11 protein-coding genes are annotated in these 17,067 nt (G+C 70.2%); 7 read left to right on the top strand and 4 right to left on the bottom strand.

The genetic code is table 11. The features are described from left to right. Window positions 1-144: 144 nt before the first annotated feature. From cofG to ASG53_RS08945, 4 genes are read left to right on the top strand one after another with little or no spacing between them, the layout of a single operon-like run. On the top strand, window positions 145-2,661 hold the full coding sequence (cofG, locus tag ASG53_RS08960) for a 7,8-didemethyl-8-hydroxy-5-deazariboflavin synthase CofG (protein WP_235533886.1): 2,517 nt from the start codon (window positions 145-147) through the stop codon (window positions 2,659-2,661). Further along, window positions 2,661-3,434, top strand: a complete 774-nt coding sequence (locus tag ASG53_RS08955; RefSeq protein ID WP_056131712.1) for an alpha/beta fold hydrolase — start codon at window positions 2,661-2,663, stop codon at window positions 3,432-3,434. The genes cofG and ASG53_RS08955 overlap by 1 nt, the downstream gene beginning before the upstream one ends. Further along, on the top strand, window positions 3,431-4,912 hold the full coding sequence (locus ASG53_RS08950) for a flavin-containing monooxygenase (RefSeq protein WP_056131709.1): 1,482 nt from the start codon (window positions 3,431-3,433) through the stop codon (window positions 4,910-4,912). Before ASG53_RS08955 ends, ASG53_RS08950 begins: the two co-directional genes overlap by 4 nt. Continuing rightward, the gene (locus ASG53_RS08945) at window positions 4,909-5,550 is read left to right on the top strand and encodes an NUDIX hydrolase (protein WP_082543933.1); all 642 of its coding nucleotides are present in this window, start codon (window positions 4,909-4,911) and stop codon (window positions 5,548-5,550) included. The genes ASG53_RS08950 and ASG53_RS08945 overlap by 4 nt, the downstream gene beginning before the upstream one ends. 134 nt (window positions 5,551-5,684) lie before the next feature. On the opposite strand, the gene ASG53_RS08940 is transcribed toward ASG53_RS08945, so the two are convergent. The 4 genes from ASG53_RS08940 to ASG53_RS20590 all read right to left on the bottom strand — a co-directional run bounded on the left by ASG53_RS08940 (window position 5,685) and on the right by ASG53_RS20590 (window position 12,701). Further along, complete coding sequence (locus tag ASG53_RS08940) at window positions 5,685-6,977, bottom strand: deoxyguanosinetriphosphate triphosphohydrolase (RefSeq protein ID WP_056131707.1); 1,293 nt, start codon at window positions 6,975-6,977, stop codon at window positions 5,685-5,687. 63 nt (window positions 6,978-7,040) lie between these two features. Then, window positions 7,041-8,864 (bottom strand): glycoside hydrolase family 13 protein, encoded by a 1,824-nt coding sequence (locus ASG53_RS08935; protein WP_056131703.1) that lies wholly within the window; start codon window positions 8,862-8,864, stop codon window positions 7,041-7,043. Further along, the gene (locus tag ASG53_RS08930; RefSeq protein ID WP_056131700.1) at window positions 8,861-9,760 is read right to left on the bottom strand and encodes a sugar ABC transporter permease; all 900 of its coding nucleotides are present in this window, start codon (window positions 9,758-9,760) and stop codon (window positions 8,861-8,863) included. The genes ASG53_RS08935 and ASG53_RS08930 overlap by 4 nt, the downstream gene beginning before the upstream one ends. Window position 9,761: 1 nt before the next feature. After that, window positions 9,762-12,701, bottom strand: a complete 2,940-nt coding sequence (locus ASG53_RS20590; RefSeq protein WP_327286724.1) for an extracellular solute-binding protein — start codon at window positions 12,699-12,701, stop codon at window positions 9,762-9,764. A gap of 316 nt (window positions 12,702-13,017) precedes the next feature. On the opposite strand from ASG53_RS20590, the gene ASG53_RS08915 reads away from it, so the two are divergent. The 3 genes from ASG53_RS08915 to ASG53_RS08905 all read left to right on the top strand — a co-directional run bounded on the left by ASG53_RS08915 (window position 13,018) and on the right by ASG53_RS08905 (window position 17,042). Next, a complete protein-coding gene (locus tag ASG53_RS08915; RefSeq protein ID WP_056131694.1) occupies window positions 13,018-14,091 on the top strand; it encodes a LacI family DNA-binding transcriptional regulator in 1,074 nt (357 codons plus the stop codon). 55 nt (window positions 14,092-14,146) lie between these two features. Further along, window positions 14,147-15,970, top strand: a complete 1,824-nt coding sequence (locus tag ASG53_RS08910; protein ID WP_156382726.1) for a glycoside hydrolase family 13 protein — start codon at window positions 14,147-14,149, stop codon at window positions 15,968-15,970. A gap of 181 nt (window positions 15,971-16,151) precedes the next feature. After that, the gene (locus ASG53_RS08905; protein WP_056131691.1) at window positions 16,152-17,042 is read left to right on the top strand and encodes a carbohydrate kinase family protein; all 891 of its coding nucleotides are present in this window, start codon (window positions 16,152-16,154) and stop codon (window positions 17,040-17,042) included. The last annotated feature ends 25 nt before the right edge of the window (window positions 17,043-17,067 follow it).

Raw genomic sequence — 17,067 nt, 5'->3', positions numbered from 1 at the left:
CTGCCCTCGCCGTCGCAGGCACCTGCCCAGAGCCTTCCCGAGTGCTCTGGAGCGGTCGTCACAGGCCGCGATCAGGTGCCCGCCGCGGCCCGCCGGCAGCACGACAGACAGAGAAGGCCGGGCGCGCCCGGGAGCGGAGGACACATGACGTGCGAGGCGATCAGCGGAGCCCTGGACCGGGCCGAGCAGACCGGCACGACGACGCAGGCAGACGCTGCCCTGCTGCTCGGCGCGCGCGGCGACGACCTCGAACGGCTGCTCGTCCTGGCCTCGCGGATCCGCGACGAGGGTCTCGAGCGCAACGGTCGCGCTGGCATCATCACGTACTCGAAGAAGGTCTTCGTCCCGCTCACCAAGCTGTGCAGGGACCGCTGCCACTACTGCGTGTTCGTCGAGACGCCCGGGAGCCTGCGCGCCTCGGGTGAGCAGTCCTTCATGGAGCCCGAGGACATCCTCGCCGTGGCGCGCGCCGGCGCCGCGCTCGGCTGCAAGGAAGCTCTCTTCACCCTCGGTGACCGTCCGGAGGACCGCTGGCCGTCGGCGCGAGAGTGGCTCGACGAGCACGGCTACGGCTCGACCCTCGAGTACGTCCGGGCCATGGCTGTCCTGGTCCTCGAGGAGACCGGTCTGCTCCCCCACCTCAACCCCGGGGTCATGTCGTGGGCCGAGCTCCAGCGGCTGCGGCCTGTCGCACCCTCGATGGGCATGATGCTCGAGACGACCGCGACCCGTCTGTGGTCGGAGAAGGGCGGCGTGCACTACGGCTCCCCGGACAAGGACCCGGCGCTGCGGCTGCGCGTGCTCGAGGACGCGGGTCGTTCGAAGGTCCCCTTCACCACCGGTGTGCTGCTCGGCATCGGCGAGGACGACGCCGACCGCGCCGAGGCGCTCTTCGCGATCCGTGCGTCGCACGAGCGGTACGGGCACATCCAGGAGACGATCGTCCAGAACTTCCGCGCCAAGCCGCGCACCGCGATGCAGAACGACTCCGACCTCGAGCTCCAGGAGTACATCGCTGCGGTCGCCGTGGCACGTGTGATCATGGGTCCTGACGCGACGGTCCAGGCACCGCCGAACCTCACCGACCCGCACGAGCTCGGGCTGCTCGTCCGCGCCGGGATCGACGACTGGGGCGGCGTCAGCCCGCTCACCGCCGACCACGTCAACCCTGAGCGTCCCTGGCCGCACATCGGCGACCTCGCGGCGCTGACCGCGACCGCCGGTTTCGACCTGCGCGAACGCCTCACGGCCCACCCGCCGTATCTCGCCGACGCCAGCACGTGGGTCGACGACCGCATCCGCCCGCACCTCGACCCTCTCGTCGACCCCGAGACCTTCCTCGCGATCGAGGACGCGCCCGTCGTCGGTCGGCCCTTCGACCCACGGGTCACCCCTGTCCTGGCGACCCGCGCGTCGACAGCCGCACTCAGCCCCGCTGTCGCCGATGCCCTCTCCCGGGCCGCGAGCGCGCCTGCAGGCCTGTCGGACGACGACTATCTCCTGCTGCTCGAGGCGGACGGAGCCGACCTCGACGCCCTCGCGGCCCTCGCCGACGAGGTCCGTCGCGAGACCGTCGGTGACGACGTGACCTTCGTCGCCAACCGCAACATCGACGCGTCGCTGTTCTCCCCAGACCGTCTGACGGTCGAGCGGGTGGGTGCCCTCGTCGCCGAGGCACGCTCGCTCGGCGCGACAGAGATCTGCGCGCAGGGCGCCGTGAGCGGCGGACCCGGTTACGACTACCTCGACCTGGTCGAGGCGATCCGCGCCCAGGCACCGGAGATGCACCTGCACGCCTTCAGACCACCCGAGGTGCACGAGGGCGCGGCACGGCTCGGGCTCTCGCTCGCGGAGTTCCTCGCTGCGCTGCGAGCAGCCGGGGTCGACACCGTGCCGGGTACAGGTGCCTTCGTGCTCGACCAGCGCGTCCGTGAGGTGCTCGGTGGTCCGTCGGTCCTCACGGTCGAGCAGTGGGAGCGGTCCATCACGACAGCCCACGGGGCGGGGCTGCGGTCGACCGCGACGATCGTCTACGGGCACGTCGAGTCGCCCGAGCAGCAGCTGGCGCACCTGCGTCGTCTCGGCGCGCTGCAGGACGCGACGGGCGGGTTCACCGAGCTCATCGCGATGCCCTTCGTCCCGCTGGACGCCCCGGGCGTCACCGGGACGAGAGGCGGGCCGACGCTGCGCGAGACACGCGCGCTGCACGCTGTCGCGCGCCTCGTCCTCACCGGTCGGATCGACAACATCCAGACGGCGTGGACCAAGCTCGGCATGCGCACGAGCCAGACGCTGCTGCTCGGCGGGGCGAACGACCTCGGCGGGCTGCTGCTCGACGGCACGCTCCACCCCGAGGCTGGTGCAGAGGCCTACAGGGCACTGGACCGATCCGACGTTGCCCGTCTCGCCGACGAGATCGGTCGCCCGGTCCGTCAGCGCACGACGGACTACGGTCCGGTCACCACGCCCTCCGTCTCCACGTCTGGGGCTGCCTCTGCGGACCAGGATCCGGCAACAGTACGCGGGGCAGACGCCGCTCGAGAGGCTGGCGCAGCTGGCTCGGCCGGCACCGGGGCACACGGAGGAGACGGCGGCGCAGGAGTCGCCGTGCCCGCGGACCGCGAGCGCACCGACCTCATCAGCGGGGCACGCCTGCCGTGATGGCGAGCCCTCGGCCGAGCACGGTCGTCCTGGTGCCCGGGTTCTCCGGGAGCCCTGACGACTACGCCTTCGTGCACCCGATGCTGGCTCGCCGCGGCCCTGTGGTCACCGTCGACCTCTCGACAGAGGCTGCTGGTGTCTCCTTCGACGCGCAGGTCGAGCACGTCCGCCGCACGATCGACGACCTCGCCGACCAGCGCCACCAGCACGACGGCGGGATCGGAGAGCAGGAGGACGACGGCGCCCACCCGATCGTCCTCGTCGGCTCGTCCTTCGGTGCGCTCGTCACGACGGCCGTCGCTGCGGCCGACCCGCGTGTGACCGGGCTGGTCCTGCTCGGCGGGTGGCTCGCGCCGGACGACCGTCTCCGAGACGCCCTCGACCACCTGCTCGCCGTCCGCGAGCGCACCCCGGACCTTCTCGATGCCGTCGCACGTCTCCTGCTGCTGAGCCCGTCGGCTCCGAGCGGTGCGGCGCCTCCTCTCCTCCCAGCAGACGAGCTCACCGGCCGACGCCTGGCGTGGGCACGCTCCGTCGATCTGCGCCACGTGCACGTGGCAGCCCCGGTCCTCGTCGTGACCGGGCGAGCAGACGCGCTCGTCTCCCCCGCCCTCACGCAGGAGCTGGTCGGCACCTTCGACGACATCCGCCACGCGGAGCTCGACGCCGGTCACGCGCTGCTCGCGGAACGTCCCGCCGAGGTCCTCTCCCTCGTCGAGGCCTTCGTCGACGGCCGACTCGCGCCAGGTCCTGTCCAGGTGGCCCAGGTATGAGCACCGCTGCGACCGTGACGCAGGTCGAGACCGTAGTCGTCGGCGCCGGCTTCGCTGGTCTGGGGACAGCCATCCGGCTCCTGCGGTCCGGGCGCACAGACTTCGTCGTGCTCGAGCGCGGCGACGGCGTCGGCGGTACGTGGCGGGACAACCACTACCCGGGGGTCGGGTGCGACGTACCGTCGCACCTCTACTCGTACTCCTTCAGGCCGCGTGCGGAGTGGTCGGCGGTCTTCGCGCCAGGCGAGGAGATCCGCAAGTACCTGACCGAGGCTGTCGAGGACGAGGGCCTCGGCCCGTACCTGCGGCTCGGTACCGAGGTCCTGTCGATGCTGTGGGACGCCGACGTCCAGCGGTGGTCGGTCGAGACGACGACAGGCGCGTACAGCTGCCGCACCGTGGTGGTCTGCGCGGGGCGACTGTCCGAGCCGCGTGTCCCGGCAGCTCCTGGCCTGGGGTCTTTCGACGGGCCCGTGTTCCACTCCGCCCGGTGGGACCACAGCGTCGAGACGGCAGGGAAGCGCGTCGGGATCGTCGGGTCCGGGGCGTCTGCAGTGCAGATCCTGCCGCAGGTGGCCCGGGACGCCGGCTCGGTGGTGCTGTTCCAGCGCAGCGCTCCGTACGTCGTCCCGCGGGAGAACCGTCAGTACTCACCCGCCGAGCGCCGGGGTCTGAGCAGGGTCCCGGGTGCCGTCGAACGGCTGCGGTCCCGGATGTTCTGGGACATGGAGCAGGGTCTAGCAGCTCGTCGCGCCGTCCCGGGCTTCATCGACCGCCTGCGGGCGACCGCGCTCGGGCACCTCGCCCAGCAGGTGCCCGACGAGTCGCTGCGGGCAGTCCTCACCCCGGGCTACGAGATCGGCTGCAAGCGCGTGCTGCTCTCCGACGACTACTACCCCGCTGTCGCGTCGAGCACCGTCACCGTGGTCCCGGCTGCCCTGCGGGAGGCGCACGGGTCCACTGTGGTGGCCGAAGACGGCAGCGAGCACGAGCTCGACGTCCTGGTGCTCGCCACAGGCTTCGAGTCGACCCGGCCACCGTGGGCGGAGCGTGTGGTCGGACGGGACGGCAGGACGCTCGCCGAGCACTGGGACGCGGGGATGAGCGCCTACGCGTCGACGAGCGTGCACGGGTTCCCGAACCTGTTCGTCATCAACGGACCGCAGGCGAGCCTCGGGCACAACTCGGCCGTATTCATGATCGAGACGCAGATCGAGCACGTCCTCGGGGCGCTCGAGCACGTGCGGTCCTCCGGGGTGCTCGAGGTGTCGCGCACCGCCGAGGAGGAGTACTCCGCGTGGCTCGACGAGGCTGGGGAAGGCACCGTGTGGCGCACCGGTGGTTGCACCAGCTGGTACCGCGACGACCGCAACGGGCGCCTCACACTGCTGTGGCCGGACTTCGCCTTCACGTTCCGCGAGCGCTTCGGCACCTTCGACCCGGCGGGGTACGCCGGCGCAGGTAGTGTCCTGGGGTGAACGCGACCCACCCCGACGAGTCCCCCACCGCTGCTCCCCTCACGGAGGCGCCGACCACCCACGTCGCAGGCGACGCCCATCAGCCGGACCCGCGCACCGACGCCCTCGCCGACGTCCTCACGTCCTGGGAACCTCGCGCAGAGCACCTCCAGGTGCTGCGCACCGAGTACCTCGCGTATCTCGCCGGCGGCGGGACCGCTGACCGGGACGCGTCGCCCCAGCACCTCACCGCGAGCACCTTCGTGCTCAGCCCCGACCTGCGGCACGTGCTGCTGTGCTATCACCGCAAGGGCCGGTTCTGGGTCCAGCTCGGTGGTCACGTCGAGCCCGGCGACAGGTCGGTCGCTGCGGCAGCAGCGCGCGAGGCCCACGAGGAGAGCGGTCTGACAGGTCTCGAGCTCACGGGCCTCGTCCCGGTCGACCTGGACCGGCACAGTCTCGGCGACGGCTTCGGCCGCTGCGCCGTTCACTGGGACGTCGGCTACGTGGCGTTCGCGCCCGCGGACAGCGTCCCGGTGGTCAGCGACGAGAGCGACGACGTCGCCTGGTGGCCCGTCGACGCTCTGCCTGTCGAGGTGCCAGAACAGTTCGTCGGGCGTCTGACCCGCGTCCTCGCAGAGCTCAGCATCGGTCTCTGAGCCGTCAGTCGTCCGTCTCACGCCGCCAGCAGCGAGACTCCCGGCAGCTGCGGCCTGTGGTCGGTCACCCGTCAGTCGTCGGACGCCAGTCCACCGCGGTCCGCTGTCAGTCGTAAGTCCTCAGTCGTCAGTCGTCAGTCGTCGAGCTTCCCAGGCTGGACGAGGCGAGCGTGCCACTGGGCTGCCGAGACGTCGGTGAGCGACGCCACCTGGTCCACGACGACGCGCAACCGTGCGGCGTCGTCGTCGGCCTCTTTCCAGTCGATCGCGAAGGCCGGCTCGAGGGCGATGGGGGCCCGGTCGCTCAGCACCTCGACGAGATCGGCGATGAGCTCGCGCTGGTGGATGTACAGCGGCTCGCCCTCGCGCGGCGCCATGATGTACGCGACGGCCAGCCCCTTGAGCACGAGGATCTCGGCGAGGGTCTCCTCAGGCACGATCAGCATGGCCGCATAGCGGGTGAGCGGACCGTCGCCGTACTGCGCCCGGGTCGCACGCTCGGCAGCCTTCGCGAAGCGCCCGATGAGCTGGCTCGTGGTGTCCTTGAGCGTCGCGAGCGCCCGGCGCGACCCGTCGAAGCCCTGCACCAGCAGACCGGCAGCGTCGAGGCGGTCGATCGCGTCGCGCAGGCCCTCGGGCGAGACGAGGTGCCCGTACCAGGTCTGCACGGCGTCGATGACGCGAGCCCGCTCTTCGTCGCCCTCGAGGATCTTGAGGTCGAAGCGGCCGCCGACGATCCCGTCCTCGACGTCGTGCACGGAGTACGAGATGTCGTCGGCGAGGTCCATGACCTGCGCCTCGAGGCACTTGACGCCCTCAGGCGCCCCCTCGCGCAGCCACTCGAAGACCGGCATGTCGTCCGCATACACGCCGAACTTGTGGGTCGGTCGCCCGTCGAGGCGCAGGGGCCCCTGCTTGTAGGCCCACGGGTACTTGACCGAGGCGTCCAGGCTGGCGCGCGTGAGGTTGAGACCGACGGCCCGGCCGTCGTCGGCGAAGACCTTGCCCTCGAGCCGGGTGAGGAGCCGCAGGGTCTGGGCGTTGCCCTCGAAGCCACCGATGTCCTTGGCGATCTCGGCCAGGGCCCGCTCGCCGTTGTGCCCGAAGGGCGGGTGACCGAGGTCGTGCGCTAGGCATGCTGTGTCGACGACGTCAGGGTCGCACCCGAGGGCCTTGCCGAGCTCTCGCCCGACCTGCGCGACCTCGAGGGTGTGCGTCAGGCGGGTCCGGATGAAGTCGTCCGAGGCAGGGCCGAGCACCTGCGTCTTAGCACCGAGCCGTCGCAGCGCTGACGAGTGCACGAGCCGCGCACGGTCCCGCTCGAAGGGGGTCCGCGCCTTGCTCTTGGGCGCCTCGTCGACCCAGCGCAGACGGTCGGCCTGCGTGTAGCCGGACTCGGCAGTCTCACGTTCGGTGGTGTGGGGCACGAGACAAGCCTAACGACGCGAGGCGCGCACGGGCGACGCCCGCGCACGCCCCGTGATCGTCGGCTAGCGCAACCGCCACACGTGCACACCAGGACCGTCGCCGGGAAGCCTGTACCCGTCGCCATCCCCGACCAGCTGCACGTCACCGTAGACGGTCACGGGCAGTGCATCGGGAGCGACGGCCTCAGGCAGCACCGCCCCGCCCCACGGCGCACGGGCCACGAGCACGAGCACGGTCTCCTCAGGCGACTCGCGCAGGAACGCGACGGCGTCGTCCTCGACGAGGACCCAGCGCAGACCACCGGTCTGCAGCGCGACGCTGGACCTGCGCAGAGCGACGAGGCGGCGGTACACGTCGAGGGTGTCGCCGTCCCAGCGCTCGGGCTCGTCCCACGGCATGGTGACGCGCGCGTGCTCGCCGTTGACCCCTTCGGCCCCGATCTCGTCACCGGCGAAGACCACCGGCGTCCCCGGGTAGGTGAACAGCAGCCCTGCCGCGACCTCGACCATCTCGAGGCTCCCGACGAGGGAGCGAAGCCGCGGGGTGTCGTGCGAGCCGAGCATGTTCCACTGCGAGGCGACGACCTTCCACGGGACGACCGAGTCGAAGTCGCGCATGGCGGCCACCATGTCGTGGCCGGACCGGCGCGGCAGCGTGCTGGGGAGCCCGAGCGCGGGCACCTCGCTGTCCTCGGCGACCACCCAGGACCACACAGGTCGGGTGAAGGCCGAGTAGTTCATGTTGGCGTGCCAGCCGTCGCCCATCATGTCGAGGCCGGAGTCGTGGAAGTGCTCGGAGACGAGCACGGCGTCCGGGTTGATGGCCTGCATCGTGCGCCGCACGGTCCGGGCGACCTCGTGGGTCATGTCCTGGTCGGCGTAGCGGCCGGTCATGTTGGCCACGTCCACCCGCCAGCCGTCGAGGGCGAAGGGCTGGGCGACCCACCGACCGATGACGGAGTCGGGACCCTCGATCATCCGGCGCGCGAGCTCCTCCGAGGTGTAGTCGAGCTTGGGCAGCGAGGCGTGCTCGAGCCAGCCGACGTAGCCGGGCTCGGCGTCCTGCCAGTAGTAGAAGGACGCCTCGGGGCTGGACCTGTCGGCCTGCGCACGGACGAACCACTCGTGCCCGTCGCCCGTGTGGTTCGTGGTGATGTCGCCCATGATCCGCATGCCACGCTCGTGCACGGCTGCCGAGAGCGACACGAGCGCCTCGTCGCCGCCGAGCAGCGGGTCGACGTGGTCGAAGCTGCTCGCGTCGTACCGGTGGTTGGACCGCCCCGGGAACACGGGTGTGAGGTAGAGCGTGCCGACGCCGAGGTCGACGAGGTGGTCGAGGTGCTGCTCGATGCCGGGCAGGTCACCTCCGTACAGCTGGGTCCCGACGCCCGGGCCCGAGCCGATCGGCTCGTCGCCCCAGTCGGCGTCCTGCGCCCACGCAGGCGTCGGCTTCTCGGCGATGCCCCGTGCGAAGCGGTCCGGGAACACCTGGTAGACGAGCGACCCGGTCATCCACGACGGCGCCGGGTCGTAGACGGTCAGCCTGAAGTCCGAGACGTCGGGCACCTCGCGCGCGAAGAGCCCCTTGCCGTTGAGCCAGCGGTAACCACCGGGCTCGTCGACGAAGAACCTGTAGCTCGTCACGGGGTTGTGCACCAGCACCTGGGCCTCGTACCACCGGTCTGTCGCCGTGGTCTCCACGAGCGCGGCGGCCGACATGCGCGGCTCGCCGTCCCGCACGACACGCAGGTGGATGCCGCGCTCGGTGCAGGCGAGCGGGACACGCACCCGCACGGTGACCGTCTCCCCCAGGCTCGGCGTCTGGTTCGAGACGTAGAGCGCCGAGCCGTCGTGGTGCGGGTGGTCGAGGAGGTGCGGCACGGTCATCCCTTGACGGAGCCGGCCGTCAGGCCGGAGACGATGTACTTCTGCAGGAAGATGAAGAGAGCGACGACGGGGATCGCGCTGATCACGGCGCCAGCCGCGAACAGACCCCAGTTGGCCGAGAGCTGGTCCGAGACCCACTGGTACAGACCGACCGCGAGAGTCCAGTTCTTCTCGGACTGCAAGATCAGCTTGGCCAGCAGGAAGTCGGAGAAGGTCCCGACGAAGGACAGCAGCGCGACGACAGCGAGGATCGGTGCAACCAGGCGCAGGATGATCGTCCAGAAGATCTGGGCGTGGGTCGCACCGTCGATCTTCGCGGCCTCGTCGAGCTCACCCGGGATCGTGTTGAAGAACCCGTACATGAGGAAGGTGTTCACGCCGAGCGCCCCACCCAGGTACACCATGATGAGTGCGACCCGGGAGTTGAGGCCCAGCAGCGGGACGACCTCGCCGAGGCTGATGAGCAGCAGGAACACGGCCACGAAGGCCAGCACCTGCGGGAACATCTGGATGACCAGCAGGCTGGTCAGGCCCAGACGTCGGCCCTTGAAGCGGAAGCGCGAGAAGGAGTACGCGGCGGCCGCGCCCATGAGCACCGTCGCGATCGCCGTGACTGTGCCGATGACCAGGGTGTTGACGGCCCAGGTCCAGAACCGGGTGTCCCCGAGCGCGGTGAAGTTGTCGGTCGAGAAGGTGCTGAACAGCGTGGTCGAGCCTGTCAGCGTGCCACCGTCGGAGACGGAGGCCGAGATGATGTAGAGGATCGGGAAGCCGGCGTAGGCGATCGCGAGCACGCCCACGATGTAGCGCCACCCGACCTCGCGCCACCAGCGGCGGCGGGAGGAGCGGACGCGGTCCGGGGCGAGGGCAGTCTGAGACGCTGTGGTGGTCGACATGTCAGTTGATCTCCTCGAGGGTCCGCGACTTCTTGAAGCTGATCACCGAGATCGTCGCCACGATGACGAAGATGATGATCGAGAGGGCGCTGGCGAGGCCGTAGTTCTTCGGCGCTCCTCCGTCCAGCCCGGAGATGGAGTAGACCATCGTGATGAGGATGTCGGTCGAGCCGATCGGCACCGAGGCATCCGAGAACATCGGACCACCTGCTGTCAGCATCTCGATGATGTTGAAGTTGTTGAAGTTGAACGAGAACGACGCGATGAGCAGCGGTGTCACGGCGATGAGGAGCAGCGGCATCGTCACCGAGCGCCAGATGCGCAGCGCGCCGGCGCCGTCGATCTTGGCCGCCTCGATGGTCTCCCCCGGGATCGACTGCAGAGCGCCCGTCGCGATGAGGAACATGTAGGGGAAGCCGACCCACATCTGCACGCCGAGGACTGCCAGCCGCGCTAGCGTCGGGTCGCCGAGCCAGTTGATGTCCATACCGCCGAAGAACGTCTCGTTGATGAAGCCGTACTTCGTGTTGAGCATCCCTCGCCAGAGCAAGAAGGACATGAAGGCCGGGAAGGCGTACGGCAGGATCAGCAGCGAGCGCATGATGCGCCGGTACTTCAGGCGCGGGTCGTTGAGGACGATCGCGAAGAAGAGACCGATGAGGAAGGTCCCGACGACCGAGGTGATCGCGAAGACGAAGGTCCAGATCAGCACCTTGACGAAGGGCACGGAGTAGCGCTCGTCGCCGAAGGCCGTCTTGATGTTGTCGAGCCCTGTGAACACGCGCCAGCCGACGTTGAGAGTCTCGCCGTCGGGCGAGGCGAACTGGCCCGAGTCGTTCTCGGAGTAGACCACTCCGGTCTCGGTGTTCGTCATGGTGTCGGCGGCCTCGTCGTACTCGAGGATCGACTCGTAGATGTAGCCGTTACGGCCGTCCTGAGTGCGGATCGAGCCGTCGTTCGGGTCGTCGGAGAAGGCCACCCGCAGCGATGCGACGGCCTTCTGCTCGGCGAGCACACCCTGACGGTCGAGGATGTCGAAGCCGGAGATCGAGGTGATCGCACCGTCGGAGACCTCGGCATCGACCTCGGCGAGGGGCTCCTCGGCCGTGCCCGCGCGGACCTCGTCGCCGTCGATGATCGCGAAGCCGAGCTCGTCGCCGTCGCGCACCACGACGAGCGGGTAGGCGTCGGTGCCCTCGACCCGCTTCTCGTTCTGCGCGAGGAGAGCCTCGATGGCCTGCGGCTTGGTGCCGTTGTGGCCGTCACCGTAGTTGGTGAACGCGATGTAGCCCGTATAGGCGATCGTGAACACCTGGTAGACGAAGAGGAAGGCGAGCCCTGGCAGCAGATACTTCATCGGCAGCGCGCGCTTGGTGAAGTACACGACATTCGCCACGAGGAGGAGCACGATCATGCTCCAGGCGATGATCGTCGACCCGACCGTGAAGGCGGTGATGACGACGTAGACGCCGAGGGCGTCGATGACGGCCATGACCGCCAGCTTGACGAGGAATCCTGGACGGAAGTCTCGCGCGTGCGAGAGCAGGGACGAGGGCGTCCGCCGAGGGCCGTCCACCTGCGCCTCGGGCTTCTGCTGGGTCGAGCTCATAGGCCGTCGTTGGCGATGAGCGTCTTGCCGGACTGGAAGCGCTGCTTCGCGTCGCCGCTCTGGTCGGCGACGGTGAGGACCGGGGCGATGTGTGGCGTCGATCGCGCCCTGGATGTCGCTGACCATCTTGTCCCAGGCCTCGGCCGGGGCGGCCTTGCCGGAGATGATCGCAGCCTCCGTGTTGCCCCAGAAGGTCCAGACCGATGCCATCTCGGGGATGGACGGTGCCGGGACGGCGTCGGCGGCAGCGTCACGGAAGCCCGCGACGATCGGGTCCTTGGCGGCGACCTCGTCGGCAGCAGCGGTCAGCGCCGGGAGACGGTTGCCGGCTTCGTAGAGGGCGACCTGGGCCTCGGTGGTCGACATGTAGTCGACGAGGAACTCGTTGGCGAGCAGCTGGTTCTCGCTCTGCGCGTTGACGAAGAACCCGGGAGCACCCATGAACGGCTGCGACGGCTGGCCGCCGGCCGAGGGGATCGGGTCGATCGCGAGCTCGAGGCCCTCGAAGGAGTCGACCATCCACGGTCCACCGATGATGAACGGCGAGTTCCCGTTCTTGAACTCCTCGACGACGATGTCGTACGTGGTGTCGATGTCGAGGATCCCGGCAGCACCCTGCTCGGCGAGCCATGCGGCGTAGGCCTGGCCCTCTTCACCGGCGAGCGTGAGCTCGGAGGTGTAGCGACCGTCGGCGTCCTGGGCGAAGACCTTCGAGCCGAAGGACGTCTGGAGCGGGTAGTGCGTGTACGGGTCGCCGGCCTCGCCGTTGCTCTGGATGAGCACGGGGAACTTGGTCCCGGCGGCCTGGCCTGCGGCGACCATCTCGTCCCAGGTGGCGGGAGCCTCCGGGGCGAGCGCGGTGTTGCGGATCAGCGCGAGGTTCTCGACACCGTAGGGAAGGCCGTAGAGCTGGCCCTCGAGCGTGTAGACCTGGAGCGCGACCTCGTCGAACTCCGAGGCCTTCTCGCCGATCTCGATCGGGGCGACCACGCCGTTGTTGACGAACTCGCCGAGCCAGTCGTGCGCACCGACGGTGATGTCGGGGCCTTCGCCGGTCGGGACCTGGGCGAGGAAGTCGGGGCGGACGTCGTCGAAGTTCTTCTGGACGAGCTCGACGTCGACGCCGGTCTCCTCCGTGAAGGACGCAGCGGCAGCGGCGACCGCGTCCTCGCGGGTGTCGTCCACCCAGATCGTGAGCGAACCGGCGCCGCCGGCGGCAGCCGTCGTCGCGTCGCCCGAGGCCGTGTCGTCGTTGCTGTCGTCGCTCGACCCGCAGGCCGCGAGGGTGAGGCTGGTGACCAGCGCACCGGCGAGAAGGATGCTCCGTCGCATCGTTGTGCTCCCAAAGATGAGTGATGAACCCGGCCTCCTCCGGCGAGATCCACCGTCCTTGGCCCTGATGGACCAGACCGTAGCCCGTCCCGGCGTCCCCTTGCAAGCCGTTGCAGTAACTTTCAGGCAACGATGCGAGAGTCCTTGCAGGCCAGAGGGTGAGATCGCCCAGTTCTTCACTGATCACGCGGATCTGTCGTAGCATGAGGCGCCGGTCGTCGCTCTGCAACGTCTTGCAACATGCCTCGGGGGCCACCCTCCGTGGCCACGCCCATCAGCGCTACGACAGCCCTGACGCACGACAAGGAGGTCTGGTGTGTCTCTCATCCCGCCCGAAGGCTCAGGTGCCGGCAAGACCCGCCTGACCGACCTCGCCCAGCAGGCCGGGGTCAGCACCGCGACGGTCTCGCGCGTCCTCAACGGCAAGGTCGGCGTCGCGTCCGAGACGCGTCAGGCCGTGCTCGCGGCCCTCGACGTGCTCGGCTACGAGCGCCCCGAGAAGCTGCGCAACCGGTCCGCGGGTCTCGTCGGGCTGATCGTCCCGGAGCTCACCAACCCCGTGTTCCCGGCTTTCGCGCAGACGATCGAGAGCATGCTGTCCCAGCGCGGCTACACCCCGCTGCTGTGCACCCAGTCCCCCGGCGGTACGACCGAGGACGAGTACATCGAGATGCTGCTCGACCACTCGATCGACGGCATCATCTTCGTCTCCGGGCTGCACGCGGACACCCAGGCCAGCCGCGAGCGCTACGACAGGCTGCTGGCCCGGGGCATCCCGCTCGTCTTCATCAACGGCTTCGCCTCCGACATCGAGGCTCCGTTCGTCTCGGCCGACGACACCGCCGCCATGGAGCTGTCCGTGCGCCACCTCGTCTCGCTCGGGCACCAGAAGATCGGTCTGGCCACAGGCCCGGACCGCTTCATCACGGCCCGCCGCAAGCTCGAGGGCTTCCAGGACGCCGTGCAGCGCCACCTCGGCATCGAGGACGCGAGCCCGCACGTCGCGACGTCGCTGTTCACCGTCGAGGGCGGCCAGGCCGCCGGCGGCGACCTCATCGACTCCGGGCACACCGCGATCGTCTGCGGCTCCGACCTCATGGCCCTCGGCGTCGTGCGTGCCGCCCACCAGCGCCGGTTGACCGTCCCGCACGACCTGTCGGTCGTCGGCTACGACGACTCGCCGCTCATCGCCTTCACCGACCCGCCCCTGACCACGGTGCGCCAGCCCGTCTCGGCCATGTGCCACGCGGCCATCAGCGCTCTCGTCGCCCTCCTCAACGGGGGCAGCGCACCGAGGTCCGAGCTGCTGTTCCACCCCGAGCTCATCGTCCGCAACTCCACGGGCGCCTCGCCCGACATGCGGATCCACGCCGCCCAGCGCCCGAGCTGAGCCCCCACGCCACCCCCCCGATCCACCGTCTCCGACCACGAAGGACCTCTCCGCCGTGACCAACCTCGACTCGACCTCAGCTGCCGCCCCGGCCGCCGACGCCCTCGAGCTGACCAGCACCAGCCCCACAGTCTCCGTGATCCACGCGGCGAGCGACGCAGCCCGTGAGTGGTGGCGCACCGCCGTGATCTACCAGGTGTACCCGCGCTCCTTCGCCGACGCCGACGGCGACGGCATCGGTGACATCCCCGGCATCACCTCGAAGCTCGACCACTTCGTCGACCTCGGCGTCGACGCGATCTGGCTCTCGCCGTTCTACCGCTCCCCGCAGGCCGACGCCGGCTACGACGTCGCCGACTACCGCGAGGTCGACCCGCTGTTCGGCACGAACGACGACTTCGAGGCTCTCCTGGCCGGCGCGCACGAGCGTGGCCTCAAGGTGATCGCCGACCTCGTCCCGAACCACACCTCGGACGAGCACGCCTGGTTCCAGGCCGCTCTCGCCGCCGGCCCCGGCAGCCCCGAGCGTGCCCGCTACCTGTTCCGCGAGGGCCAGGGTGAGCACGGTGAGCTCCCGCCGAACAACTGGAGGTCGATCTTCGGCGGACCGGCCTGGACGCGCGTCAGCGAGCGCGCCGCAGCCGCGACCGACGGCATCACCGACGGCCAGTGGTACCTGCACATATTCGACACGCGCCAGCCCGACCTCGACTGGAACCACCCCGAGGTGCGCAGCGAGTTCGAGGACATCTTGCGGTTCTGGCTCGACCGCGGGGTCGACGGCTTCCGCATCGACGTCGCCCACGGCATGGTCAAGGCCCCGGGTCTGCCCGACTGGGACGGCGAGGTCGCGATGGTCGAGGGCTCCTCCGAGGCCCCCGGCCCCGAGGAAACCCACGAGGCCGCCGACGACGGCTCGACGGGTGCCGGCAACTCCGGCCCGATGTTCGACCAGGAGGGTGTCCACGACATCTACCGCGCCTGGCACAAGGTCCTCGCACCCTACGAGGGCGACCGTGCCCTCGTCGCCGAGGCGTGGGTCGAGCCGCTGAGCCGCCTCGCACGCTACGTGCGCAGCGACGAGATGCACCAGGCCTTCAACTTCTCGTACCTGACGACGGCCTGGGACGCCGCCGCGCTGCGCGGCGTCGTCACCGCGTCGCTCGAGGCCTCGGACGCCGTCGGCGCGCCGACCACCTGGGTGCTGTCGAACCACGACGTGGTCCGTCACGCCTCCCGCATGGGCCTCACCGGTGCTGCGGTGCGCCCGAACGGGATCGGCAAGACCGACCCGCAGCCCGACGCCGAGCTCGGTCTGCGCCGCGCCCGCGCCGCGACCCTCCAGATGCTCGGCCTCCCCGGCTCGGCGTACGTGTACCAGGGTGAAGAGCTCGGGCTGCCCGAGCACACCGACCTCGACGACGACCTCCGTCAGGACCCGGCCTGGTGGCGCTCCGGCTACACCGAGGCCGGCCGCGACGGCTGCCGCGTGCCGCTCCCCTGGGTCGCCGACGCGCCCGGCTACGGCTTCGGCCCGACCGGCAAGACCTGGCTGCCCCAGCCCGACACCTACAAGGAGTGCGCGGCCGACGTGCAGCGCACGACCGAGGGCTCGACGTACTCCATGTACAAGGCGGCTCTCGCCACGCGTCGTGCGAAGGACCTCGGTCTCGGGTCGCTCGGCTGGGTCGAGGACTTCGCAGGGTCGGCCTCGGTGCTCGCCTTCGTCAACAACGACGTGCTCGTGCTGACGAACTTCGGCGAGTCGCCGGTCGCCCTGCCCGCTGGCGCCCAGGTGCTCATCACGAGCGGTCCGCTGACCACGGTCGGCGAGCAGACTGCCGTGCCGCAGGACACCACGGTGTGGGTCCAGGCCTGACGGTCTCTCGGTCGCTCGACCTCTAGGACGCCCGCAGGGGGCGGTCCCGTCTGGGGCCGCCCCCTGCGGCGCGTCTGGCCGGTATCTCCTGCGGCGGGTCGGGCGGACCGCCTCCTGACCACGGGTGGTCACCGCACGGCGGCGTACCGGGCGTATGCCTCGGCGACCGTAGGCTCGAGCCATGAGCCACGTGTTCGTCAACGGTCCGGCGTCCTGGAACACCCTCGTCGAGGTGGAGTCGCTCCCGGGACCGGTCAGCCAGACCATCTTCGCCTCCGGGTACCGCGACGGTCTGGGTGGTACCTCGGCGGGGAAGGCCGTCTCGCTCGCCGCGCTGGGCGTCGACGTCGTCCTGCGGACGATCCTGGGAGACGACGAGCCGGGCGCCCTGGTCCGCGCCGCCCTCACGCACGAGCGCATCAGGCTCGAGACCGCTGAGGCTGACGGTGGGAGGTCTGAGCGCCACCTGAACCTCATGGCGGCCGACGGAGGTCGGCTCTCGATCTACCTCGAGCTGCCGCACGCTCTGGGCGCGCCCGACGCAGGTGCCTCCCTGCACGGAGCTGCCGTAGCCGTGCTGGACCTCGCCGTCAGCAGCATCCCGTTGATCGCGCAGGCCCGGGCCCTCGGGGTGCCGGTGTGGTGCGACGTGCACGACGACGACGGGCAGCAGGACTTCCAGCGCCCCTTCGCCGACGGGGCCGACGTCGTGGTCGTCAGCGAGTCGCGCTTGGACGACCCCAGCGCCTACCTGCGCGACCGCGTCTCGCGCGGAGCCAGGCTCGCGGTGTGCACTCGTGGCTCCCGCGGCGCGCTGGCCCTCGACGAGCACGGCTTCATCGAGGTCCAGGCCGCTCCTGTCGACGTCGTGGTCGACACCAACGGCGCTGGCGACGGCTTCGTCGCGGGCATGATCGCCGGGCACCTGGGCGGCGGGACAACCCTCGAGTTGCTCGCGCTCGGCTCGGCGACAGGCGCGATCGCCGTGACGACCACTGACCTCGGCGCGAGGACCGCGACACCCGAGGGCGCGGCAGCGCTGGCTCGCCGGGTCGAGGTCCGCCGGGTCTGACAAAAGCCTGCTGCGCGGAGACGGT

This window comes from Sanguibacter sp. Leaf3, from assembly GCF_001425965.1.
Classification (GTDB): domain Bacteria; phylum Actinomycetota; class Actinomycetes; order Actinomycetales; family Cellulomonadaceae; genus Sanguibacter; species Sanguibacter inulinus.
Note: the sequence above shows the minus strand (reverse complement) of the source record. Positions and strands in the feature narration are given on the sequence as shown.